This is a genomic window from Nocardia sp. NPDC004340 (assembly GCF_053602575.1).
Genome location: NZ_JBSGDW010000001.1, coordinates 1,377,638 through 1,400,507, shown reverse-complemented (window position 1 = coordinate 1,400,507; position 22,870 = coordinate 1,377,638). Strand labels below are relative to the sequence as shown.

Sequence of the window (22,870 nt, the reverse complement as noted above, 5' to 3'; positions counted from 1 at the left end):
TATCTTCCCTTGTGCAACCGGCTGGGTGTGCCGCCGCTCACGTCTCGACCCTGGAGTATCCGCGATGGCTTTGAAGAAGGTGTCCTCTCTACGTTCGACGTTGGTGCCGCGTGCCGTGCTGGCCGTCACCTCGACGGCGTTGCTGGCCGCGACGTTCGCCAGTGGCTGCTCGAGCAGCTCCAGCGGCAACGGATCGATCGGTGAGAACCTCACCGGCCGTGGCCCGATCACCTATGTGGAGGGCAAGGACACCACCGAGACCGGTGCGGTGAAGCAGCTGGTCGAGCGCTGGAACGCCGCCCACCCGGACGAGAAGGTGACGTTCAAGGAGCAGTCCAACGACGCCTCCCAGCAGTACGACGACCTGAAGCAGCACATGCAGGCCAAGGCGTCGGACTACGACGTGGTCGCGCTGGACGTGCCGTGGACCGCGGAGTTCGCCGCCAAGGGCTGGATCCAGCCGTTGAAGGACTCCTTCCAGATCGACACCTCCACCCTGCTGTCGCCGCCGGTCGCCTCGGCCACCTACAACGGCACCCTGTACGCGGCGCCCCGCAACACCAACGGCGGCCTGCTGTTCTACCGCAAGGACCTGACGGCGGAGCCGCCCAAGACCTGGGCCGAGATGATCTCCATGTGCCCGAAGGCCCGGGACGCCGGAATCGGTTGCTACGCAGGCCAGCTGGCCCCCTACGAGGGTCTGACCGTGAACACCGCCGAAGTCATCAACGCCTTCGGCGGCAGCTTCGTCGGCGCCGACGGCAAGACCCCGACCGTGAACAGCGCGCAGTCCAAGGCCGGTCTGCAGACCCTGGTCGACGCCTACAAGAACGGCGACATCCCGAAGGAGGGCATCTCCTTCAAGGAACCGGAGTCGCAGAACGCCTTCGTCACCGGCAAGCTCATGTTCATGCGCGGCTGGCCGTCCACCTTCGGCGACGCCGGTTCCGACGCCTCCGCGGTGAAGGACAAGTTCGGCGTCGCCCCGCTGCCCGGCAAGGACGGCGTCGGCGCCTCCACCCTCGGTGGCTACAACGCCGCGATCAGCGCCTTCTCCAAGAACAAGGCCACCGCGCTGGACTTCCTGCGCTTCCTGATCAGCGAGGACGCCCAGCACATCGTGGCCTCCGGCGCGCTGCCGTCGGTCCGCGCCTCGGTCTACGACGACCCGGCGCTGATCGCCAAGATGCCGTATCTTCCCGCACTGAAGGAATCCATCGCCTCCGCGGTGCCGCGGCCGGTGACCCCCTTCTACCCCGCGGTGTCGAAGGCCATCCAGGACAACGCCTATGCTGCGTTGACCGGAAACAAGTCGGTCGACGACGCCATCGCGGGCATGCAGAAGGGCATCGAGACCGCCGGATCGTAGGGCGTGCTCGACGGCGAAGCCCGGAGAACGATCAAGGGCCGAGTCCCGTAGGAGAAGAGAACAGGTGTCACGTCCTTCGGGAGCGACCGATATCGAGTCGCCCGACCGTACGGAGCCGAGCGTGAAATCCGTAGCGCCACAGAACAACGCGCCGCAGACCAAGCGCCGGGGTGAGCGACTGGGCGTCTCCGCCCGGGCATGGGTGTTCGTCACACCGGTGCTGCTCGCCCTGGCCGTGGTCATCGGCTATCCGGTGGTCCGGGCCCTGATCATGTCCTTCCAGAAGGACTCCGGCCTGGACAAGTCCACCGGCATGTTCGTCGAGGGCGGCGGCGCCGGCTTCAGCAACTACACGCACTGGCTGCTGCAGCAGTGCACCAACTCGCTCGGCGAGACGGTGGACTGCCCGACCGGCAACCTGGGCTCGCAGTTCTGGGCCGCCATCGGCGTCACCCTGCTGTTCACCGTCGTGACCGTCGCGCTGGAGGCCAGCATCGGCCTCGGCATGGCGGTCATCATGGGCAAGACCTTCAAGGGCCGCGCCCTGCTGCGCGCCGCCGTGCTCATCCCGTGGGCCATCCCGACCGCCGTCACGGCGCGGTTGTGGGAGTTCATGTTCCAGTACGACGGCGTGGTGAACCGCATCTTCGGCACCCACATCCTGTGGACCGCCGACCCGTGGCCGGCCCGCTTCGCGGTCATCGCCGCCGACGTGTGGAAGACCACCCCGTTCATGGCGCTGCTGATCCTCGCGGGCCTGCAGGTGATTCCGGAGGACGTGTACGAGGCCGCGCGCGTGGACGGCGCGTCCGCGTGGCAGCGGTTCCGGCACATCACCCTGCCGCTGCTGAAGCCGGCGCTGCTGGTCGCGGTGCTGTTCCGCACCATGGACGCGCTGCGCATGTACGACCTGCCCGCGATCATGACCCAGTCCAACCCGGCCACCCGCACCATCTCCATGCTGGTGGTGGATCAGGTGCGCCAGGGCCCGAACAGCGCGTCGGCGCTGTCGGTGATCACCTTCCTGCTCATCTTCACCGTGGCGTTCTTCCTGGTGAAGGTGTTGGGCGCGAACGCCGTTCGCACCCAGGAAGAACAGCGGGAGGCCCACTGATGAGCACCAACGTCGTCGAGCGGGCCGCGAACAAGCCCGCGCCGCAAGCGCTTCCGTGGAGCAAGCGACTCGCGTCCGGCCGCGTCTACCTGGGCGCGCTGATCGTGCTGGTGTGGGGTCTGGGACCGTTCTACTGGATGGTCGTGACCGCGCTGCGCGATCCGGCCTACACCTTCGACAACACGCCGTGGCCCACCCACGTCACGCTCGAGAACTTCCGCAACGCCTTCGACACCAGCCGCGGCAACAACTTCGGCCGGGCGCTGGGCAACAGCGTGATCATCGGCGCGGCCACCACGGTGGTGGCGCTGCTGATCGGCATCATGGCCGCCTACGCGCTGGCGCGGCTCACCTTCAAGGGCAAGTACCTGGTGTCCGGACTCATCCTGTCCGCCTCCATGTTCCCCGTGGTGGTGCTGGTGACCCCGCTGTTCCAGCTGTTCACCGACCTCGGCTGGATCGGCCACTACCAGGCCATGATCATCCCGAACATCTCGTTCGTGCTGCCCATGACCGTGTACATCCTGGCGTCCTTCTTCGCCGAACTCCCCTGGGAGCTCGAAGAAGCCGCGCGGATCGACGGCGCGTCGCGGTTCCAGGCGTTCCGCCTGATCATGCTGCCGCTGGCCGCGCCCGCCGTGTTCACCACCGCCATCCTCGCGTTCATCGCGGCGGTCAACGAATACCTGCTGGCGCGACTGCTCTCCAGCGACAAGACCGAGCCGGTGACGGTCGCGGTGGCCCGCTTCTCGGGCAACAACCCGCTGGTCCAGCCGTATACGGCGATCATGGCCGCGGGCACCATCGTCACCATTCCGCTGGTCATCATGGTGCTGCTGTTCCAGCGCCGCATCATCTCCGGCCTCACCGCGGGCGGCGTCAAGAGCTAGGCAAATGGGCGGAGTCGCGGGGGACCTCGATTAGCATGGGTCCCACCGCGGCCGGTGCTGCGGGGTTTTCGTGTGCTCCCCACCCGGGTGGGGTCGAACCGCGCTTTGTCGACGCTCCGGAAGGAGATGCTCGTGAGCTCGTCCTACGACCGGCACGCAGGAGAACCGGAAGCGTCCGCCGCCAGGGCGGAGTGGAACGAGCTGGCAGCCAGCGCATCCCATCGGCAGCGGCATCCCTCGCCGAGCCGCCCACGGCGGCGAGTCAAACCGCCCGTCAACCCTGATCAGCCGGATACTCCGCCGACACGCACTCGTGGACAGCAGATCCGGCGACTGGTCCTGGCACTGTTCCTGGTCCTGGTGGTCATGCCGACCACCCTGCTGGGCGTCGCCTACTGGAGCGCCGAGATCCCGGACCCGAACGCGGTGCAGACCAACCAGATCGCCACCATCTTCACCTCCGACGGCGCCACCGTGATCGCGAAGGTCGTTCCGCCGGACGGTAATCGGGTGCCGGTGCCGCTCACCGACGTGCCGCTACCCGTACGCCAGGCCGTCCTCTCGGCGGAGGACCGCAACTTCTACTCCAATCCCGGCTACTCCACCTCGGCCTTCCTGCGCGCGGCCCGCGACAACCTGCTCGGCCGCGACGACGCGGGCGGCGGCTCCACCATCACCCAGCAATACGTGAAGAACGCCTTCCTGAGTTCGGAACGCACCCTGAGCCGGAAGATGCGCGAGCTCATCATCTCCGCCAAGATGGCCCGCGAATGGAGCAAGGACGAGATCCTCGCCGCCTACCTCAACACCATCTACTACGGTCGCGGCGCGTACGGCATCTCCGCCGCCGCCCACGCCTACTTCGGCAAGCCCGCCCCCGAACTCACCCTGGCCGAGGGCGCGGTGCTGGCCTCGGTCATCCGCACCCCGTCGCTGCTGGACCCGGAGACCCACCTCGACCAGCTGCGCGCCCGCTGGGCCTACGTGCTCGACGGCATGGTCGAGATGGGCACGCTGACCCGCGACGACCGCGCCGCCACCCAGTTCCCGCTCATCATCCCGGGCACGGCGGCGGACGACGGCACCTCGCGCGGCCCCGAGGGCCTGATCCGCGCCCAGGTGCTGCGCGAACTGCGCGCCTCCGGGATCAGCGAACGCGAACTGAATACCGGCGCCCTGCAGATCATCACGACCATCGACGCCAAGGCCCAGCAGGCCGCGCTGACCGCGGTCGGCAGAGCGCTGGCCGGGCAGCCGGGCGAACTGCGCTCGGCGGTGGTGTCGGTCGACCCGCGCACCGGCGCGGTGCGCGCCTACTACGGCGGAGCCGATGGCATCGGCTTCGATTTCGCGCAGGCCCCGCTGCAAACCGGTTCCGCCTTCAAGACTTTCGCGGTGGTCGCCGCGCTGGAGCAGGGAATTCCGCTGACCTACCAGCTCGACAGCGCTCCACTCACCGTCAACGGCGAGAAGATCCAGAACGTCGACGGCGAATCCTGCGGCACCTGCTCGCTCGGGGAGGCGTTCAAGCGCTCGCTCAACACCAGCTTCTACCGGCTGTCCGGAACCCTGTTCGAGGGCCCGAAGGCGATCGCCGACGCGGCCCACCAGGCCGGCATCCCCGACCAGATCCCCGGCGTGTCCGGCAAGACCCTGACCGAGGACGGCGGCGGCCCGCCGCTGCCCGCCATCGTGCTGGGCGCGTACTCGGTGCGCCCGATCGACATGGCCTCGGCCTACGCCACCCTGGCCGCCTCCGGCGCCTACCGCGCACCCTATTTCGTGCAGAAGGTCGTGACCGGCGACGGCCGGGTGCTGCTCGACCGTGACGCCGCGCCCGGCCGGTCCGAGCAGCGCATCCAGGCCGGCGTCGCCGACTCCGTCGCCCAGGCCATGCTCCCCATCGCCGCCTACTCCAACGGCCACGGCCTGGCCGGCCGCCCGTCCGCGGCCAAGACCGGCACCACCCAGCTCGGCACGACCGGCCAGAACAAGGACGCCTGGATGGTCGGCTTCACCCCGGCCCTGTCCACCGCGGTCTGGGTGGGAACCGAACAGCCCCAACCGATCCGGACCGCCCGCGGCGCCGCCATCTACGGTTCCGGCATGCCGTCCGACATCTGGAAGCAGACCATGGACGCCGCGCTGGCCGGAACACCGGTGGACCAGTTCCCCGGGTCGGCGCCGGTCGCCGGAAATCCCCCGGCCAACGGCAATTACGACATCCTGAACCCGCCGGCCCCGGCCCCCGCGCAGGCACCGGTCCTGGTCATCCCGCCCGCTCCCACGCCCCGCGAGGTCGAGATCTTCCCCGGCCTCAACGTCCCCGTCCCCGGGTAGCGTTCATAACATTCATGTCCTGTTGATCATGTTTCGTGCCTACCGCTCCATCCGCGCGCGGCCGCGGATATTGTGGAACCCGCTACCGGATTCAGCGACTCCGAATGCCGGTGGCAGGATGCGGGTTGGGAGCAGGGTGGGGTCGGAGACAGCACGAGACTTAGGGGCGACGCCGGTGGAATTCAATGTTGTTGAACGCCACGAAACGCTGGTAGCCGGAACGGTGCTACGCAGCCCGGCACTCGCGGTCGAAGGGCCGCGCCGCGCGAAGGTCGAGGAGGCCTGGAAAAGAACGATCGCACGTGATCTGCCGGGCCCGCCCGCGACCGCGTACGTGGATCACGCACCCGAGATCGGTTCGTATCTGACCCATATCGTCGGCTACGAATGCAAGAATCCGGACGACCTATTGCCCGGCGATGTACTGGCGCGTATCCCGGGCGGCGTATTCGCGCGCTTCATTCGCAGCGGCGACAATCTCGGCGACGTGATCGTGTCGATCTGGCGGACGGTCTGGGACCTCGAGGCGGCCGGCAGCCTGGTGCGCGCCTACACCGGGGATTTCGAGCACTATCCGGACAACCGGACGGTGGAGGTTTTCGTCGCGCTGGATCCGAGCGCGGAGGGGTAGGGGAGCAGTGGACTTCGAAATCGTCACCCTGGAGGAATTCCTGGTCGGCGGGCTGACCATCCCCCTGGCGGGCCGCGAGGTGACCGCCCGCGACCTGGACCTGGTGAACTTCACCTGGGACCGCTACCTGGCCCGGGAGAAGAAGGCCGAACGCGTCGCCGCCTACATCGGCCAGAACGATCACGCGGTAGCCGTTCTCGGATACGAGCTTTCGGGCCTGCCCGACCTGGACACCGGCGACGTGATGACCCGCATCCCCTCGGGCCGCTACGCGAAATTCGTTGTCTCGGACAAGCCTTACGACCTGCTCCGCACCGCCTGGGCCCAGGTCGCCAAGGCCGAGAACGCAGGCACCATCACCCGCTCCCACGCCGCGGAGATCGAGCGCTACACCGGTCCCACATCCGTCGAGGTGTACGTCTCCCTCGACTGACGTCGAAAAGCGATAAAGGGCGGCATCGCGATTGCGATGCCGCCCTTTGCCTTACGAGCGTCGACTACTCGGCGTCGATGATGAAGGCTTCGAGCTGGGCGCGGGCCACGTCGTCGGCCAGCTGCTTGGGCGGCGACTTCATCAGGTAGGCCGAGGCCGGGAGGACGGGTCCGCCGATGCCGCGATCCTTGGCGATCTTGGCGGCGCGGACGGCGTCGATGATGATGCCGGCCGAGTTCGGCGAGTCCCACACCTCGAGCTTGTACTCCAGGTTCAGCGGCACGTCACCGAAGGCGCGACCCTCGAGCCGGACGTAGGCCCACTTGCGGTCGTCGAGCCACTCGACGTAGTCCGACGGGCCGATGTGCACGTTGCGGTCGTACACCTTGCCCGAGAGCGGGCCCTCGAGGTTGGAGGTCACGGCCTGGGTCTTGGAGACCTTCTTCGACTCCAGGCGCTCACGCTCGAGCATGTTCTTGAAGTCCATGTTGCCGCCGACATTGAGCTGGTAGGTGCGGTCCAGCACGACGCCGCGGTCCTCGAACAGCTTGGCCATCACGCGGTGGGTGATGGTCGCGCCGACCTGGGACTTGATGTCGTCGCCGACGATCGGCACGCCGGCGTCGACGAATTTCTGGGCCCAGACCGGGTCGGAGGCGATGAACACGGGCAGCGCGTTGACGAAGGCCACGCCCGCGTCGATGGCGCACTGCGCGTAGAACTTGTCGGCCTCTTCCGAACCGACCGGGAGGTAGGAGACGAGGACGTCGACCTTGGCATCCTTCAGCGCCTGGACGACGTCGACCGGCTCGGCCTCGGACAGCTCGATGGTCTGCGCGTAGTACTTGCCGATGCCGTCCAGCGTCGGTCCACGCTGCACGGTCAGACCCGACGGCGGCACGTCGGAGATCTTGATGGTGTTGTTCTCGCTGGCGAAGATCGCGTCGGACAGGTCGAAGCCGACCTTCTTGGCGTCGACGTCGAACGCGGCGACGAACTTCACATCACGGACGTGGTACGGACCGAACTTCACGTGCATGAGTCCGGGGACGGTCGAATTCTCGTCGGCGTCCTTGTAGTACTGCACGCCCTGAACCAGGGAAGATGCGCAGTTACCCACGCCGACGATGGCCACCCGAACTTCGGTGTTGATCTCACTCATGGCCGATATTTCCCTCTTTCTGTGGTGCCGCCTTCGTCGATTGCTCCGCAGCAATCAACTCGTTGAGCCAGCGCACTTCGCGCTCGCTTGATTCGAGACCGAGTTGATGGAGCTGGCGGGTATAGCGGTCCAGTTGCCCACTGGCTCGCTTTATCGCTTCCCGCAGTCCTTCTCGGCGCTCCTCGACCTGCCTCCGCCGCCCCTCCAGGATTCGCATCCGCGCTTCCGCGGGGGTGCGGCCGAAGAAGGCCAGATGAACGCCGAAGCCGTCGTCGGTGTAGTTCTGGGGTCCGGTGTCGGCGAGCAGTTCGGCGAACCGCTCCCGTCCCGGGTCAGTCAGGTTGTAGACCCGCCGCGCACGGCGCGTTGCCAAGCCCTGCGGACTCTCCTCCGCGATGAGGCCGTCGGCCTGCATGCGCCGCAGGGTCGGATACAGCGACCCGTAGGAGAAGGCCCGGAACGGGCCCAGCAGACCGGTGAGCCGCTTGCGCAGCTCGTAGCCGTGCATCGGCGACTCGAGGAGCAGCCCGAGGATTGCCAACTCCAGCACCGGGCTTCACCCCCTGACTGTTGTGTTCAGACCTAACCGATGGATGCAGTTCCAAACTATATCGCGCCGATATAAACGGCGCACCGAACCACCGCGATGCGGTGTGTGGTGAGCCGCGTTACGCCGTGTGGCGAATTGATCAGAGTCCATCCGGGGCGTGCGGGCCGAGGGCCACCGCAAGTACTCTGGGTCGCGTGCGAATACAGCGGCAGGTAGTGGACTATGCGCTTCGGCGCCGGTCCCTGCTGGCCGACGTCTACGCGGGACGGGTGGACGTCGCGGATGTGTGCGATGCCAATCCGTACCTCCTGCGGGCGGCGAAGTTCCACGGGCGGGGAAGCGAGGTCACATGCCCTATCTGCAGGAAAGAGCAGTTGACACTCGTCTCGTGGGTCTACGGCGACGGCCTGGGCGCCGTCGCGGGCTCCGCTCGCGCGCCGGAGGAACTGGTCCGGTTGGCCGAGACTCGGGAGGAGTTCTCGGTGCATGTGGTCGAGGTGTGCCGGACCTGCAGTTGGAACCATCTCGTGCAGTCCTATGTGCTGGGCCTAGCCCCGGCGCCGACGGGCCGACGCCGCACCGGCACCCGTCGTACGGCCGCCGAGTGAGAGGCCACGTCGACTGCTGATCCGCGGGCACGTATGCCCGCCGCGGTGCACCGACAGTGACCGCATCGAGCCCTGCCCGGGGACCCGGACCGTATCGAGAAGTAATTGGAGAGCCAGGCTGTGACATCGCCCTATGACGACGGACCGCACGGCGGCCGCCCCCGTGGCGGTTCGCAACCCGGCCCCGGCGGTTACCCGCCGCCGGCCCAGGGAGGACGGCCCGCGGGGCCGCCGCCCGGGGCGCGTCAGCCCATGGGGCCCGGTGGCCCGCAGCGCGGCAACGGCGGCGGTCCCGGCGGGATGCCGCCGCGCGGACCGAACGGCCAGCCGCAGCGCGGGGGCGCGCCGCAGGGCGGGCAGCCGGTCCGGCGGCCCGGATCGCCGCCGCCCAGACCCGGCAATCCGGATGCGACCCGCAAGCTTCCGAACCCCGCCGCCGATCAGCGCGTGAACACCGGCGCGCGACAGGCGGTTCCGAATCACAACTCCCGGGCGGCCGGCTCGGACCGCACCCAGCGGGTCGACGATCGCGGGGTCCGCGCGGGCGTCGCGGCGGGCGCGGGCGCGGCGACGCGGACCCGCCCGGCCGAGGGCAATCGACCGCCGACCGGCGGCCAGCCCGCCACCCGGCGTCCCCAGGGCGGCACCCCGCCCGGCCCGCCGCCGCGGCGGCCGGGCGGCAACGGTTCCGGGGGCGGCAAGGGCGGCGGTAAGGGCACGCCCCGCAAGACCTCCATCTGGCGGATCATCCGCCGGACCATCTACGTGGGCATGGCGCTGGTGCTGGGCCTGGGCAGCACGGTCTTCCTGTACGCCTATTCGACGGTGAACGTGCCGCAGCCCGGCGACCTGAAGAACAATCAGGTGGCCACCATCTACATGGCCGACGGCAACTCGGTGCTGGCGAAGATCATTCCGCCGGAAGGCAACCGGACCGATGTGACGATCGACCAGATCCCGCCGCACGTCCGCAACGCGGTCATCGCGGCCGAGGACCGGTCGTTCTACACCAACCCGGGCTTCTCGATCCAGGGCTTCGGCCGCGCGTTCGTCGGTCAGCTGACCGGCAATTCGAGCGCCGGTGGTGGTTCGACCATCACGCAGCAGTACGTGAAGAACGCGATGGTCGGCAACGAGCACTCGCTCACCCGAAAGCTGCGTGAGCTGGTGATCTCGGCCAAGATGGCCAAGCAGTGGTCCAAGGACCAGATCCTGGCCGCCTACCTCAACACCATCTACTTCGGCCGCGGCGCGTACGGCATCGACGCGGCGTCCAAGGCGTACTTCAACAAGCCGGTGCAGGATCTGAGCGTGGCCGAGGGCGCGGTCCTGGCTGCCACCATCCAGCAGCCGTCGAACCTGGATCCGGAGAAGAATCCACAGGGCGCGCAGACCCGCTGGAAGTACGTGATGGACGGCATGGTCGACGGCGGCAACCTGCCCGCCGCGGACCGCGCCAGCATGCAGTACCCGCCGGTGATCTCGGCCGCGGAGGCGCAGCACGACAAGACCCTGGACTCGGGCCCGGAGGGCCTGATCAAGACCCAGGTGCTCAAGGAGCTGGAAGCCGCGGGCATCTCCGAGCACGACCTGAACACCCAGGGCCTGCAGATCACCACCACGATCGATCAGAAGGCCCAGGACGCCGCCGTCAACGCGGTGACCAAGGTGATGGACGGCGAGCCGGAGCAGCTGAAGGCCGCGGTGGTGTCGGTGGATCCGAAGACCGGTGCGGTGCGCGCCTACTACGGCGGTTCCGACGGCCAGGGCTTCGACTTCGCGAATGCCGGTCTGCAGCCGGGCTCCTCGTTCAAGGTGTTCGGCCTGGCCGAGAACCTGGAACTGGGCAAGCCGCTCTCGACCATGTACGACAGCTCCTCGCCGTTCAAGGTCAACGGCATCGCGATCCACAATGTCGCCGACGAGAACTGCGGCATGTGCACCATCGCCGAGGCCACCAAGCGGTCCTACAACACCAGCTTCTACCGGATGATGCTGGACATGCCGGGCAACGGCCCGCAGAAGATCGCCGACATGGCGCACCGGCTCGGCATCCCCGCGAGCGTCGACGGCATCGGCAAGACGCTGGTGGAGCCGGACGGCTCGTCGCCGAACAACGGTATCGTGCTGGGCCAGTACAACGTTCGCGTGCTGGACATGGCCTCGGCCTACGCCACGCTCGCCGCGTCGGGCATGTACCACGCGCCGCACTTCGTGACCAAGGTGGTCGCCTCCGACGGCACCGTGCTGATGGACCGCGGCGACGTGGCCGGTGAGCGCAAGGTCTCGGCGGCGGTGGCCGACAACGTGACCGACGCGATGAAGCCGATCGCGCAGTACTCGAACAAGCATCAGCTCGCGGGTGACCGCCAGTCGGCCTCCAAGACCGGTACCGCCCAGCTGGGCGACACCATCGAGAACAAGGACGCCTGGATGGTCGGCTACACGCCGTCGCTGTCCACCGCGGTGTGGATCGGCACGGCCGCCGGAAACGAGAAGCTGCGCAACGTCAATGGCGGCATGATCTACGGTTCGGGCCTGCCGTCCGACATCTGGAAGTCGACGATGGACGGCGCGCTCAAGGGCACGACGAACGAGTCCTTCCCGAAGCCGGGCAATATCGGCAGCTCGCAGGGTGGTGTGCCGTCCTGGTCGGCGCCGTACACCGCGCCCTCGACCACCGAGGCGCCGCTGCCCCCGGTCGTCACCACCAGCCAGATGCCGATCCCGGGTCTGCCCGGGTTCTCCATCCCGGTGCCGGGCCTCGCGCCGAACCCGCAGAACCAGCGGCAGCAGACCCAGCCCGAGCCCACCCAGGAACAGCAGGGCGGCGGCACCGGTCCGATGTCCGGGCAGCCGGTCGCGCCCGCGGACGGGGGCGCCACGACCACGGCTCCGAACAGCGGTGGCGGTACCGGCAACGGCAATGGGCGGCCGAATCGGTAGCCTGCTGGCGTGATCGAGCAGCAACTGGCGCACCGGTCGGCCGCCGCGAGCGGACCGGCCGGCGCGGCGCCGGAGCCGGGGGAGGCAGCAGGAGTGGAACAGGCTCGCGCGCAGCGTGATACGCCGGTCGGCTACGAGTCGCCGGCGCCGCTGGCGGACGATCTGCGGTCGGTCGACGACCGGGACAAGCCGAGTCGCACCGACACGCTGACCGCGCAGCTGTGCGATCCGCTCGGCGGCCCGGTGGGCGACCACGCGGTGATCGGCCGGGTCCGCTTCTGGACCCCGATGCGGGTGCTGATGGCGTTCGCGGTGCTGTTCCTGGCGTTCGGCTGGTTCGGCAAGGCGGGTTGCATCCAGCAGCGGCCGGACTCCTCGGGAGTCATGGGCCTGGACTGGAACAACGGCCGCCAGTACCTGGCCATGTGCTACTCGGACACGGTGCCGCTGTACGGCGCCGAGCACCTCAACGAGGGCGCGTTCCCGTACAAGAAGCAGTGGGTCGAGTTCAGCGACGGCAAGCCGCAGGTCCGCTACATGGAGTACCCGGTGCTGTCCGGGATGTACCAGTACATCTCCATGGGAATCGCCAAGGCGTGGAAGGTTTCTCCGCTGCCGGGCAGCGGCGCGCTGGAGGTGGTCATCTACTTCAATGTGGTGGCGATCGGCCTGGCGCTGGCCTGGCTGGTGACCATCTGGGCGACCGCGCTGTCGGCGGGACGGCGGGTCTGGGATGCCGCGCTGGTGGCGCTGTCGCCGCTGGTGGCGGTGCACGCGTTCACCAACTTCGATTTGCTGGCAACGGCTTTCGCGGCGGGCGGGCTGCTGGCCTGGGGCCGCCGCCGCCCGGTGCTGGCGGGCATCCTGCTGGGCTTGGGCGGGGCGGCGAAGCTGTATCCGCTGCTGCTCCTGGGCCCGATCCTGATCCTGTGCGTCCGCGCCCATCGGCGCGACGAGGACGACGCGGCCTTCGGCGGCCTGCCGCCGATGCGGGCCGCGTGCGCGGCGGTGGCGTCGGCCGCGATCACCTGGCTGGCGGTGAACGCGCCGATCGCGGCGCTGTACCCGAACGGCTGGTGGGAGTTCTTCCGGCTCAACACCGAACGGCACGCGGACCCGGATTCGATCTACAACGTGATCACCTCGTTCACCGGCTGGGCCGGATTCGACGGCGTGCTCGGTCCGCAGGACGTGCCGACCGTGCTGAACACGGTGTCGCTGCTGCTGTTCCTCGCGGCGTGCGCGGGCATCGGCTGGATCGGCCTGACCGCCGCGCGGCGGCCGCGGCTGGCGCAGCTGGCCTTCCTGGTGGTGGCGGCGTTCCTGCTGACCAACAAGGTGTGGAGCCCGCAGTATTCGATCTGGCTGGTGCCGCTGGCCGTGCTGGCGCTGCCGCACCGGCGGATCCTGTTGGCGTGGATGACGATCGACGCCCTGGTGTGGGTGCCGCGCATGTACTACTACCTGGGCCCGGACCACAAGGGCCTGCCCGAGCAGTGGTTCACCGGCACCGTGGTGGTGCGCGATCTGGCGGTGATCGCGTTGTGCGTCCTGGTGATCCGCCAGATCTACCGGTCCGCCGAGGATCCGGTGCGCCGCGACGGCGCCGACGATCCGGGCGGCGGTGTGCTCGACCGCGCCCCGGATCCCCAGGATCCGTGGCTGCCGTCGTGGCTGTGGCCGCGGCGGCCGGAACCCGTGCCCTGAGCGGTCGCTCAGGGCCGGGGCCCGCTCAGGGCCTCAGAGGAAGCGGGCCAGCTGCGGTACGGCCTCGCCCGGGTGCTTGGCCTGGAAGCCCTCGCCGAGGGCCTGGAACTTCCAGTCCGCGCCGGGGGCCGGGCGGAACATCTTGCCCATGGCCATGCCGGTGAACGGCATGCCGCCGGTGAGGGTGAAGCGCGCCATCTCGGCATTGGTGGCGCTGTCCACCAGGCGGCAGTAGGCATTGGCGAGCTGTTCGAAGGTGTGGCCCTTGTAGGAGGTCACGATGAACAGCAGGGTGGTGACCGACGGCGAGATGCGCGACAGGTCGACGCTGATCTCCTCGTCGTCGCCCTCGCCCTCACCGGTCAGATTGTCGCCCTGGTGGCGGATCGACCCGTCCTTGGAGCTGAGGCTGCCGTAGTACACGACGTCCACGGGGCCGTGCCCGGCGAACATCACCACCGAGGCGTCCAGGTCCACGTCCACGGCCTTGTTGCCGAAGATGCCGCCGCGCTTGACCGGATCCCAGCCCAGCCCCATCTTCACGTAACTCAGTGCGCCGCCGCCCTCTTTGCGCAGGTTGATGCGCTGGCCCTTGACCAGGCTGACGACATGGCCGGTGGGCAGATCGCGATCGTCCTGCGGCGCGGGCGGCGGCGGAGGCGGCGGGTAGCCCCCGGTGGGCTGGCCCTGCGGGGGCGGCGGCGGGAAGCCGCCGGTGGGCGCCGGTGGCGGCGGGTAGCCGCCCGTGGGCTCGAATTGCGCGGGCGGGGGCGGATATCCGCCGGTGGCCGGGGCGAACTGCTCGGGTGCGGGCGCGGACACGGGAGCGGGCTGCGGCGCGTCGTCGACGCGCACGCCGTGGTCGGTGACCAGCGCGGCGAAGCCGCCCGCGTACCCCTGCCCGACCGCGCGGGCCTTCCAGCTGCCCTGGCGGCGGTACAACTCCAGTGCGATGACGATGGATTCGGTGCTCAGGCCCTCGATCCGGTACTCGTACAACGAGTTTCCGGCGGCGTCGGAGACCCGGGCCACGGGCGCGGACAGCTGCCCGAAACTGCCGTTGGCGTCGTCGAGGGTGATGACGGCCCGAAGCTGTTCGATATCAGCGGGAATCGCGTCCAGCGACACCGCCAGCACGGCGGGCGTGCCCGGCGCACCGGGGCGCAGCGTCACCCCCGGCCCCGAGGGCTGGTTGAAGAATACGAAATCGGCGTCGGTGCGCACCGTGCCCGCCGGGGTGACGAGTAGCGCGGACAGATCGGCCGGTGCGGCCACCTCCACGCTGATCACCAGTTCGTGGACACTCAGCGGACCGTTCTGGCCCTTCACCAAAACTGCGGACACGATCGACCCTTCGCTTGACAGTGCGGTCGCTGCCACTCTACGAGAACGCGGCGACACGGGCTGGAGGCGTGGTGGCCGAGTATGCCGGGAACGCGTGGCAGTATCGGCACCGTGAGCGACGGTGAGGTGGAACCCGCGGAAGCGCACGAACAGTACCTACGCGCCTTCCGGCACCCGGCCGTGTCCCGTGACCAGCTGCGCGACCTGCTCGACGCGGTGAACGCCTTCCTGGACACCATCACGCCCAAGGAGGGCGAGTTCACGCCGCGCGGCGGCTGGGCCCCGGAATCCACGGCCATGGCATTCCAGATCGGGCGCGCGGTCGAGCAGGTGCTGTCCGAGCGCGAGGACGCCGATCGGGAGCTGGTGCGCCGCCGCGATATTCGGGACCGCCTGGTGGCGGCGCTGGACGCGGTGCTGGACTGCCTGCGCACCCTGCCGGAGCTCGCCGAGGCCGAGGTGTCGCTGGGCACCCTCTGCGTGAACGAGGGCTTCCAGGTCTTCGACGACGGTTCGGTCCGCACCACCCCGGAACAGGAGGCGAGAGCGGACGCGGGTCTGCTGGAGCGCCGCCGGATCGAGTTGGACGAGCAGATGACGGCCGCGGTGGCCGCGCGCACCGCCCTGGTGGAGGACACCACCGATCTGATCCGGGAACGGCTCGGCGTGGCCGAGGTAGGGATTCCGTGGGTGATCCTGGCCGCCACCCAGGGCGGCCTGGACGTCTCCGAACCCTTCGAATTCGCCGCCGACCATCTGCCCGACGGTGAACTGCGGGATCTGATGGTGCAGCTGGTCACCGACATCGAACTGGCCCGCACCCTCGAGGAAACCGCGGAACCGCTGGCTTAGCCCGAATCCCGTCGCAAAAGCCCGAAACCGCGTCGCCGCCGCACGGGCGGTGCGAGTCTGACTCACAGGGACCCGAACCGGCCTTCCGACGGGAGATTTCGGTGAAGAAGCTCATCAACGATCCGGCCGACGTGGTGGACGCCGCCCTGGCCGGGATGGCCGCGGCGCATCCGGAGCTGCGGGTGGACCCGAAACAACGCATCGTGGTGCGCGCCGACGCGCCACGCCCGGGCAAGGTCGGCCTGGTCTCGGGCGGCGGCTCCGGACACGAACCCCTGCACGGCGGCTTCGTCGGCCTCGGCATGCTGGACGCGGCCTGTCCCGGCGAGATCTTCACCTCCCCGGTGCCCGATCAGATCCAGGCCGCCACCGCCGCCGTGGATTCCGGGGCGGGCGTGCTGCACATCGTGAAGAACTACACCGGCGACGTGATGAATTTCGAGATGGCCGCCGAACTGGCCGCCGCCGAATCCGGCGCGCAGGTCCGCGCGGTCGTGGTGAACGACGATGTGGCGGTACAGGACAGCACCTACACCGCCGGGCGGCGCGGCGTCGGCGCGACGGTGATCCTGGAGAAGATGGCGGGCGCGGCCGCCGAACAGGGCCGGCCGCTCGACGAGGTGGCGCGCATCGCGGAGCGGGTGAACGCGTGCTCGCGCAGCATGGGGATGGCGTTGACCTCCGGCACGGTCCCCGCCGTCGGGCGCCCCACCTTCGAGCTCGGCGACGCCGAGATGGAGATCGGCATCGGCATCCACGGCGAGCCCGGCCGGGAGCGGGTGCCGCTGGCCCCGGCCCGCGAGGTGGCGGGGATGCTGCTGGAGCCGATTCTCACGGATCTGCCGTTCACGGCGGGTGATCGGGTGCTGTGCTTCGTCAACGGCATGGGCGGGACGCCGCTCATCGAGCTGTACCTCATGTTCGACGAAGTGGCGCGGATCCTGCGCGGGCGCGGGATCCACCTCGAGCGCTCGCTGGTCGGGCCGTACATCACGTCACTCGACATGGCGGGCTGCTCGGTCACGGTGACCCGGCTGGACGAGGAGCTGACGGCACTGTGGGACGCGCCGGTGCGCACTCCGGCGCTGCGGTGGGGCATCTGATGGCGGCGGTCGACGTCTCGGCGTGGGTGCGCGGATTCGCGGCGCTGGTGGACGAACACGCCACCGAGTTGACCGCGCTGGACGCCGCCATCGGCGACGCGGATCATGGGACGAATATGCAGCGGGGCATGACAGCGGCCATTGCGGCACTGGATGATTCGTCGTCACCGGCCGAGACCATGAAGCAGACCGCCCTGGTACTGATCCGCACCATCGGCGGCGCCAGCGGTCCGCTGTTCGGAACGTTCTTCCTGCGCTTCGCCGGCTCCATCGAGAGTGGTTCGGAGATCGGTGATTTCGCTCGGGCGTTCCGGACGGGTCTGGACGGTGTGATCGCCCGCGGGAAGGCCGATCGCGGGGACAAGACCATGGTGGATGCCCTCGGTCCAGCGGCCGACGCCCTGGACGAGGAAGTCGCGGGCGGCGCCTCGGCCGAGGTCGCGCTGGACGCCGCGGTCGCCGCGGCGGAAGCCGGTCGCGATGCCACGACGCCGCTGGTGGCGCGCAAGGGCCGGGCGTCGTATCTGGGTGAACGCAGTGCGGGACACCAGGATCCGGGTGCGACCAGTGCCGCCCTGCTGGTGCGGGCGGCCCGGCAGGCCCTGCGATGATCGGACTGGTGGTGGTCTCGCACAGCCGCGCGCTGGCCGAGGCCGCGGTGGCGCTGGCCGCCGGGTTGCTGCCCGATCAGGGTGTGGCGGTGCGGATCGCGGCGGGCCTGTCCGCGGCGGAGTTCGGCACCGACGCGGTCGCGGTCGCCGACGCTGTCCGGGAGGCCGATTCCGGGGACGGCGTGCTGGTGTTGATGGATCTGGGGAGCGCCGTGCTGTCCGCCGAGACCGCGCTCGATCTGCTCGAATCCCCGGTGCGGGTTCACCTCTCGGCAGCACCGCTGGTCGAGGGTCTGGTCGTGGCGTTGGCCGTGGCGGGTGGCGGCGCTGATCTGGAGACCGTCGCCCGCGAAGCCGACGGCGCGCTCACCGCGAAGCGGTCGCAGCTGGGTTCATCCACAGAACCGGGGGGCGCGATCGATCCACATTCATCCACAGGTAGTGCACCTGTGGATAACTCGGCCGTCACCGAGATATTCGAAGTGACCGGTCGGCACGGATTGCATGCCCGACCGGCAGCCGAGTTGGTCTCGGCTCTAGGGGATTTCGACGCACACGTCGAACTGCGCAATGACACCACCGGCGTCGGACCGGTGCCCGGCGACAGCCTGACCCGTGTCCTCACCCTCGGCGTACTCCCCGGGCATCGGCTGGAAGTGCGCGCGACCGGACCCGACGCGGCCCTGGCCGTCTCGAAAGTTCGTACCCTGACCGCGGATTGACGCCTACCGCAGAGCCCTCACGCCGAGGAAGAAGTCGACGATCTCCTCGGACGCCTGGATACCGGAAGCCCCGGTGACCGCCACGCGGGGATGACGCCAGTTCCGCTGCTCCAGCTCACCGTGCCGTGGCCGGATGGCGGCGTCGGCGCTGATCAGCATCTCCGCGTCGAGTGAGCCGTCGCCGGCGGCCAGCAGCGGCGACCCGGCGCGCAGTTCGCCCGAGTCGAGCATGCGGCGTCGAACTTCGCGCACCGCATGGCTTTTGCACACCGGGGTCGGCATGGCGTAGATCTTGCGGCCCTGCTGCGAGGCCGACCAGCCGCGCGGGCGGCACCAGGCGTCCCAGTCGGCGAGGAATCCGGCGGGCAGCCGGTCCTGGTCCACGACCAGGTAGCAGAACAGGTCGTCGGCCTCGCGCAGTCGCAGCGCGAACGATTCGTCCACGCGGGCACGCAATTCCGCGCGCACCTCGACGAGGGTGGCGCATTCGGCGCGCACCCGGGCGTCGAGGGCGGAACGCCAGCGCCGGTCCGGCAGCCCGTTGCGCAGGATGCTGCCGCCATTGCTGGTGACGGCGTAGGGCCACGGCCCGCCGGGCAGGCGGATGCGCTGGAACTGCTCGATGGTGCGGGTGGTGACCGGTACCACGGCGGCGGTCTCGGCCAGGATCTTCAGCCGTTCGGCCGCCGACACCGTCATGTACGAGAGCGGCTGTCCCTCATACTCTTCCACGCACACCGTGTCGGGGTTCGCGTTCCCGAAAGCCGCTCGCGTATAGATCAGCGTCCGATCGAGATCGGTCGCCACCATCACCTCGCGCTGCTGCACCAGCTATCCCTTCACTTCCTTGATCAAGCCCATACAGGCGTACGCCAAATCCGGCACGACTTCGACCGGCACGCCGCGCGCCGCGGCGAGCAGCCGGATGTGCGCGTGCTCGCCGGCGTCCGGATCACGCACCAGCACCCGCCACGGCACCCGCCGCAGCAGCACCCGGGTGGTCTCCCCCACACCGGGTTTCACGAAGTTCACGCTCGAGATCCCGTACTCGGCCCGCACCCGCTCCACCGAGGCCCAGCCGGCCCAGGTGGGGGTCCGGTCTGCGGCCAGCAGCTCGCGCACCCGCGCGTCCACCTGCGGGCGCACCCGGTCGAAGCAGTCGCTCACGGCGTCCAGCAGGCGGTTGGACTGGTCCTCGCCCGCGAGGTCGCGGTAGAACTTGGCGCCGTGGAACTGTCCGGGTGCGAGCAGCCGGTCATTGAGCACCGTGCGCGAAATCAGGCCCGACACTGTCGAATTCAAGCACGCGGAGGCGATCAGGAAATCGTCCCGGGTGCCGAAGGTCCGCGCGCAGCCGCCCGGATCGGCCAGTACCGCCAGGTCCGGGTCGAACCGGGCCCCGCCCGCCGCGTGATACGCCGCCAGCGCCGCGTCGAGCTCGCGGGTGATGGCTCCCTTGCCGGTCCAGCCGTCCACGAACACCACCCGCGCCGGATCGTGGTCGCGCGCGAGGTGATCCAGTGCGGCCGAATCGATTCCGCGATCGCGCACGATCGACACCGCGTAGTGCGGGACCTCGATCCCCCGGCTCCCCAGCCACCGGCGCATGAGCACCCCGACGGGTGTCCCGGCCCGTGCCAGCGACGCCAGCACGATGTCGTCCCCGCGCTCGGCGACCACCAGTTCCGCGACGGTCGCCACCGCCAGCGCCAGCCGCTCGGCGCTCTGCGCGAGCACCCGGTCGAACAGCTCCCGGTACTCGGCGTCCGGCTGGTACTCCACCGGCAGCGATTCCGCGTAGTGTGCCGCCCCCGATTGGATCCGCCGTTCGCGCTCGGCCACATCGGCTTCCAGGGCGACACCGGACAGATCCGTGAGCAGCCACGCCACCTCGTCGCGCGCGTACGACCCGAACTCCGGCCCGTACAACGGTTCCGGCCGCGCCGCACGCGTCGCGGCGAGCGCGCGCGGGTCCGATTCGGTCAGCACGGCCAGCAGCACGTCGGAACCCGACGCGGTGAGCACGTCGACGAGTCCGCCCGCGGCCGTGAGCCGTTCGGTGTCCGCCGGAGTGTCGACGACGACCAGCAGGATCGGATCGACCGCCCGGTCCTCGCCCGGCCACCGGGCGTTGTACAGGTATCGCGGGGCGTCCTCGCCGGTCTCGGGCGCGGTGAAGCGGAATCCGCGGCGGAGCGGGTACCCCGGTTCGTCGAGAACATAGGCCGGTGACCGCGTCGTCGTCTGGTAGCGGGCGGGAATCCCGTTGTCCGCCAAGCCCGCCGCGATGCGCAGCGGCAGGTACATGAGTTCTTCGTGGGCGATGACGATGACCGGCCGCGGTTCGGCCAGTTCGGCGGAGAGGGCTTTGGTGGCGCGGGCGAGCGCCGCCTCGAAGGGTTCGGTGTCGGAGTCGAGGAAGCCGTGGCGGCCGCCCTCGGGAACATCGTGGGGCCAGGGGATCTCGACCCGGGCGCAGGCGCCCCGCCGTTCGGCGACCGGGTTCAGCACGGGTTCGGGCAGTGCGGCGACCGCGTCGATCAGGTCGGTGGGCAGCACGGTGCTGCCGCCCGCCAGGCAGACGGTGTCGATGCGCGCGCCGAGGTCGGCGGCCGCCTGTTCGAAAGCGCGGCGGTCGGCGTCGGTCCGCATGTCCACCAGGGACGCCAGGACATAGTGCGTGCGCGGGGTCAGGGCGTGCAGGGCGCGGACGGCGTCCAGCGCTGTTGCGCCGGTGGAGATCTCGTCGTCGACCAGCACCATGGGCAGGTCGTTGTGGAAGACCGCGGCGGGCATCGGTTGCAGCAGATGGGAGGTGGCGTGCGAGTGGCCCTCCTCGAAGCCCGCGAGGGTGTCGGCGGTCGGCACGTCGCGGCGCGTGGAGTGCAGGTAGCACCACGCGCCGATGCGGGCCGCGACGGTGTGGCCGAGCCCGGTCGCGGTTTCGGCGAAGCCGAGCACGGCGGCGCTGCCGGGCCGGTCACCGGACGCGGCGAGTACGTCGAGCACCAGGTCACCGAGCCGGTCCCCCGCGTCGAGCACCCGGTGCGGGTCGGTGGGCAGATGCTTGCCGAGCACCGTTGAGACCAGCAGGTGGGCGCGGCGCGGATTGCGGCGCAGCCCGGGTTCGACGAGCGTCTCCACGCGCCATTCCGGACCGGGCAGGCAGGTGCCCGTGTGGTGCAGGGTGAGGCCGAGTTCCCGGGTGGCCCAGGGGAGTTCGCGGGTGGCCGCGGGTAGGGCGGGGTCGGCGGTCACGATTCGACCAGGGCCTTGAGCAGGTCCACGAAGGAGACTCCTTTGTTGGCGACGCCGAAGACCCGGGCGCGCAGCATGATCTGGTGGGCCCAGCTGCGGTGCGGGCGCATCTCGTTCATCTTGTTGCGGTACTCGGAGGCGGCGACGCCGCCCGCGCCGGTGCTGAGAATGTCGGCGGCATCGGCGTATTCCTCGTGGGTCACGATGGACAGCGCGTGCACGACCGCGACGTGGGTGGGGTGGATGACGGTCTTGCCCTGGATGCCGTTGGCGCGGTCCAGGGTGATCTCCCGCAGCAGCCCGTCCATGTCCCGGCTGACCAGCGACTGCCGGAACGGGACCGCGTCCACCTCGGCGAAGGGGGCGGTGCGCAGCAGCGGCCGGAACATACGGGTGTGGTCGGCGAAGTACTCCCAGACCGGTCCGGTGATGGTGAATCCGGTGCCGTCGGCGCGGCCCAGATAGTTGACGATGTCGGCGATGACGTCGGCGACCACGCGCACGTCGTAGATGGTCAGGTCGCGGTCGCGGCGAATCCCGAAGGTGGAGCACATGTCCGTGGCCCCGATGCGGACGGCGAGGATGCGGTCACGGTGCGCGGTGAGCAGTTCGCCGATGCGGCCCAGTTCCCGGTCGCGGGTCTCGCGGTGCACCAGGGCGGGGGATTCCAGCACGGGCATGCCGAAGACGGTGCGGCCCAGCCGTTCCGAGGCGAGTTCCAGCGCGTCCAGGTAGTCGGCGGCGCAGGCGCTGTCGAACTTGGGCAGCACGAATCCGGTGAGCGCCGTCGCGCCCGCCCCGAGTCGTCCGGCGATCTCGCCGATGCTCTGCGGGTCGCGCACCCGCACGAACAGCAGCGGGTAGGCCTCGCCGCTGGCCGCCAGTTCGTCGAGGGTGACGGCGGCCTGCCATTTCCCGTATTCGACGGCGTGGTCGGCGACCGCGTCCTCGAGGTCGATGACCATCGAGCAGACGCCGCGTTCGGCGCGGCGCAGGATGGTGGCGGTGAGGTCGGCGCGGGTCGCGGGCACGTACAGGGTCGCGCCCAGCGCCATGGCGAGCAGGTCGCGATCGCGGGAGCCGCCGAAGGCCTCGGGCAGGCGGTGGAACAGCCGCCGCAGCTCCGGACCCGGCACCTGCCGGAAATGCCGCAGCGGGAAGCGCTTCCGCAAGGAGACCGGTGCGACGTCCGGGTCGCTGGTGATCATCGCGGTCATCGTCGCGGACGTC

General features: G+C 69.6%; 19 protein-coding genes. 13 read left to right on the top strand and 6 right to left on the bottom strand.

Annotated features, from left to right (window positions below; genetic code table 11):
- The first annotated feature begins 64 nt into the window (after nucleotides 1-64).
- The 6 genes from ACWEOI_RS06165 (at nucleotide 65) to ACWEOI_RS06140 (ending at nucleotide 6,777) form a co-directional block, all read left to right on the top strand.
- The gene (locus ACWEOI_RS06165) at nucleotides 65-1,369 is read left to right on the top strand and encodes an ABC transporter substrate-binding protein (protein ID WP_433669329.1); all 1,305 of its coding nucleotides are present in this window, start codon (nucleotides 65-67) and stop codon (nucleotides 1,367-1,369) included.
- Nucleotides 1,370-1,490: 121 nt separating this feature from the next.
- Entirely contained in the window at nucleotides 1,491-2,483 is a 993-nt protein-coding gene (locus ACWEOI_RS06160) for an ABC transporter permease subunit (protein ID WP_433669331.1), read from the top strand.
- The gene (locus tag ACWEOI_RS06155) at nucleotides 2,483-3,373 is read left to right on the top strand and encodes an ABC transporter permease subunit (RefSeq protein ID WP_433669333.1); all 891 of its coding nucleotides are present in this window, start codon (nucleotides 2,483-2,485) and stop codon (nucleotides 3,371-3,373) included. Before ACWEOI_RS06160 ends, ACWEOI_RS06155 begins: the two co-directional genes overlap by 1 nt.
- Nucleotides 3,374-3,499: 126 nt before the next feature.
- The gene (locus ACWEOI_RS06150; RefSeq protein WP_452359068.1) at nucleotides 3,500-5,713 is read left to right on the top strand and encodes a transglycosylase domain-containing protein; all 2,214 of its coding nucleotides are present in this window, start codon (nucleotides 3,500-3,502) and stop codon (nucleotides 5,711-5,713) included.
- A gap of 175 nt (nucleotides 5,714-5,888) precedes the next feature.
- Nucleotides 5,889-6,344, top strand: a complete 456-nt coding sequence (locus tag ACWEOI_RS06145) for an effector binding domain-containing protein (protein ID WP_387305169.1) — start codon at nucleotides 5,889-5,891, stop codon at nucleotides 6,342-6,344.
- Nucleotides 6,345-6,351: 7 nt separating this feature from the next.
- Nucleotides 6,352-6,777, top strand: coding sequence for a GyrI-like domain-containing protein (locus tag ACWEOI_RS06140; protein ID WP_357097430.1), 426 nt, complete (start codon nucleotides 6,352-6,354; stop codon nucleotides 6,775-6,777).
- Nucleotides 6,778-6,841: 64 nt separating this feature from the next.
- Here the strand turns inward: ACWEOI_RS06140 and ACWEOI_RS06135 are convergent, their stop codons facing one another.
- Nucleotides 6,842-7,939: an inositol-3-phosphate synthase gene (locus ACWEOI_RS06135; protein ID WP_379276733.1), complete on the bottom strand. Its 1,098-nt coding sequence runs from the start codon at nucleotides 7,937-7,939 to the stop codon at nucleotides 6,842-6,844.
- Nucleotides 7,932-8,489: a PadR family transcriptional regulator gene (locus tag ACWEOI_RS06130; protein WP_357097434.1), complete on the bottom strand. Its 558-nt coding sequence runs from the start codon at nucleotides 8,487-8,489 to the stop codon at nucleotides 7,932-7,934. The genes ACWEOI_RS06135 and ACWEOI_RS06130 overlap by 8 nt, the downstream gene beginning before the upstream one ends.
- A 194-nt stretch (nucleotides 8,490-8,683) precedes the next feature.
- On the opposite strand from ACWEOI_RS06130, the gene ACWEOI_RS06125 reads away from it, so the two are divergent.
- From ACWEOI_RS06125 to ACWEOI_RS06115, 3 genes are all read left to right on the top strand, one after another.
- On the top strand, nucleotides 8,684-9,097 hold the full coding sequence (locus tag ACWEOI_RS06125) for a DUF5318 domain-containing protein (RefSeq protein ID WP_357097436.1): 414 nt from the start codon (nucleotides 8,684-8,686) through the stop codon (nucleotides 9,095-9,097).
- A gap of 771 nt (nucleotides 9,098-9,868) precedes the next feature.
- A complete protein-coding gene (locus ACWEOI_RS06120; protein WP_452359202.1) occupies nucleotides 9,869-12,043 on the top strand; it encodes a transglycosylase domain-containing protein in 2,175 nt (724 codons plus the stop codon).
- A 93-nt stretch (nucleotides 12,044-12,136) separates the two neighbouring features.
- On the top strand, nucleotides 12,137-13,750 hold the full coding sequence (locus ACWEOI_RS06115) for a glycosyltransferase family 87 protein (RefSeq protein WP_452359201.1): 1,614 nt from the start codon (nucleotides 12,137-12,139) through the stop codon (nucleotides 13,748-13,750).
- A 33-nt stretch (nucleotides 13,751-13,783) separates the two neighbouring features.
- On the opposite strand, the gene ACWEOI_RS06110 is transcribed toward ACWEOI_RS06115, so the two are convergent.
- A complete protein-coding gene (locus tag ACWEOI_RS06110; protein WP_452359067.1) occupies nucleotides 13,784-15,094 on the bottom strand; it encodes a TerD family protein in 1,311 nt (436 codons plus the stop codon).
- 111 nt (nucleotides 15,095-15,205) lie between these two features.
- On the opposite strand from ACWEOI_RS06110, the gene ACWEOI_RS06105 reads away from it, so the two are divergent.
- The 4 genes from ACWEOI_RS06105 (at nucleotide 15,206) to dhaM (ending at nucleotide 18,382) form a co-directional block, all read left to right on the top strand.
- Nucleotides 15,206-15,946: a hypothetical protein gene (locus ACWEOI_RS06105; RefSeq protein ID WP_433669339.1), complete on the top strand. Its 741-nt coding sequence runs from the start codon at nucleotides 15,206-15,208 to the stop codon at nucleotides 15,944-15,946.
- 101 nt (nucleotides 15,947-16,047) lie between these two features.
- On the top strand, nucleotides 16,048-17,049 hold the full coding sequence (dhaK, locus tag ACWEOI_RS06100; RefSeq protein ID WP_452359066.1) for a dihydroxyacetone kinase subunit DhaK: 1,002 nt from the start codon (nucleotides 16,048-16,050) through the stop codon (nucleotides 17,047-17,049).
- Entirely contained in the window at nucleotides 17,049-17,660 is a 612-nt protein-coding gene (gene dhaL, locus ACWEOI_RS06095) for a dihydroxyacetone kinase subunit DhaL (RefSeq protein WP_433673523.1), read from the top strand. The genes dhaK and dhaL overlap by 1 nt, the downstream gene beginning before the upstream one ends.
- Complete coding sequence (gene dhaM / locus ACWEOI_RS06090) at nucleotides 17,657-18,382, top strand: dihydroxyacetone kinase phosphoryl donor subunit DhaM (protein ID WP_452359065.1); 726 nt, start codon at nucleotides 17,657-17,659, stop codon at nucleotides 18,380-18,382. The genes dhaL and dhaM overlap by 4 nt, the downstream gene beginning before the upstream one ends.
- Before the next feature lie 3 nt (nucleotides 18,383-18,385).
- Here the strand turns inward: dhaM and ACWEOI_RS06085 are convergent, their stop codons facing one another.
- Genes ACWEOI_RS06085 through ACWEOI_RS06075 form a run of 3 tightly spaced genes read right to left on the bottom strand, consistent with a single transcriptional unit; the run spans nucleotide 18,386 to nucleotide 22,848 of the window.
- Nucleotides 18,386-19,192, bottom strand: a complete 807-nt coding sequence (locus tag ACWEOI_RS06085; protein ID WP_452359200.1) for an HAD family hydrolase — start codon at nucleotides 19,190-19,192, stop codon at nucleotides 18,386-18,388.
- Between the two features lie 21 nt (nucleotides 19,193-19,213).
- Nucleotides 19,214-21,640: a phosphoribosyltransferase gene (locus ACWEOI_RS06080; protein ID WP_452359064.1), complete on the bottom strand. Its 2,427-nt coding sequence runs from the start codon at nucleotides 21,638-21,640 to the stop codon at nucleotides 19,214-19,216.
- Entirely contained in the window at nucleotides 21,637-22,848 is a 1,212-nt protein-coding gene (locus ACWEOI_RS06075; protein ID WP_433673525.1) for an HpcH/HpaI aldolase/citrate lyase family protein, read from the bottom strand. The genes ACWEOI_RS06080 and ACWEOI_RS06075 overlap by 4 nt, the downstream gene beginning before the upstream one ends.
- Between the last annotated feature and the right edge of the window lie 22 nt (nucleotides 22,849-22,870).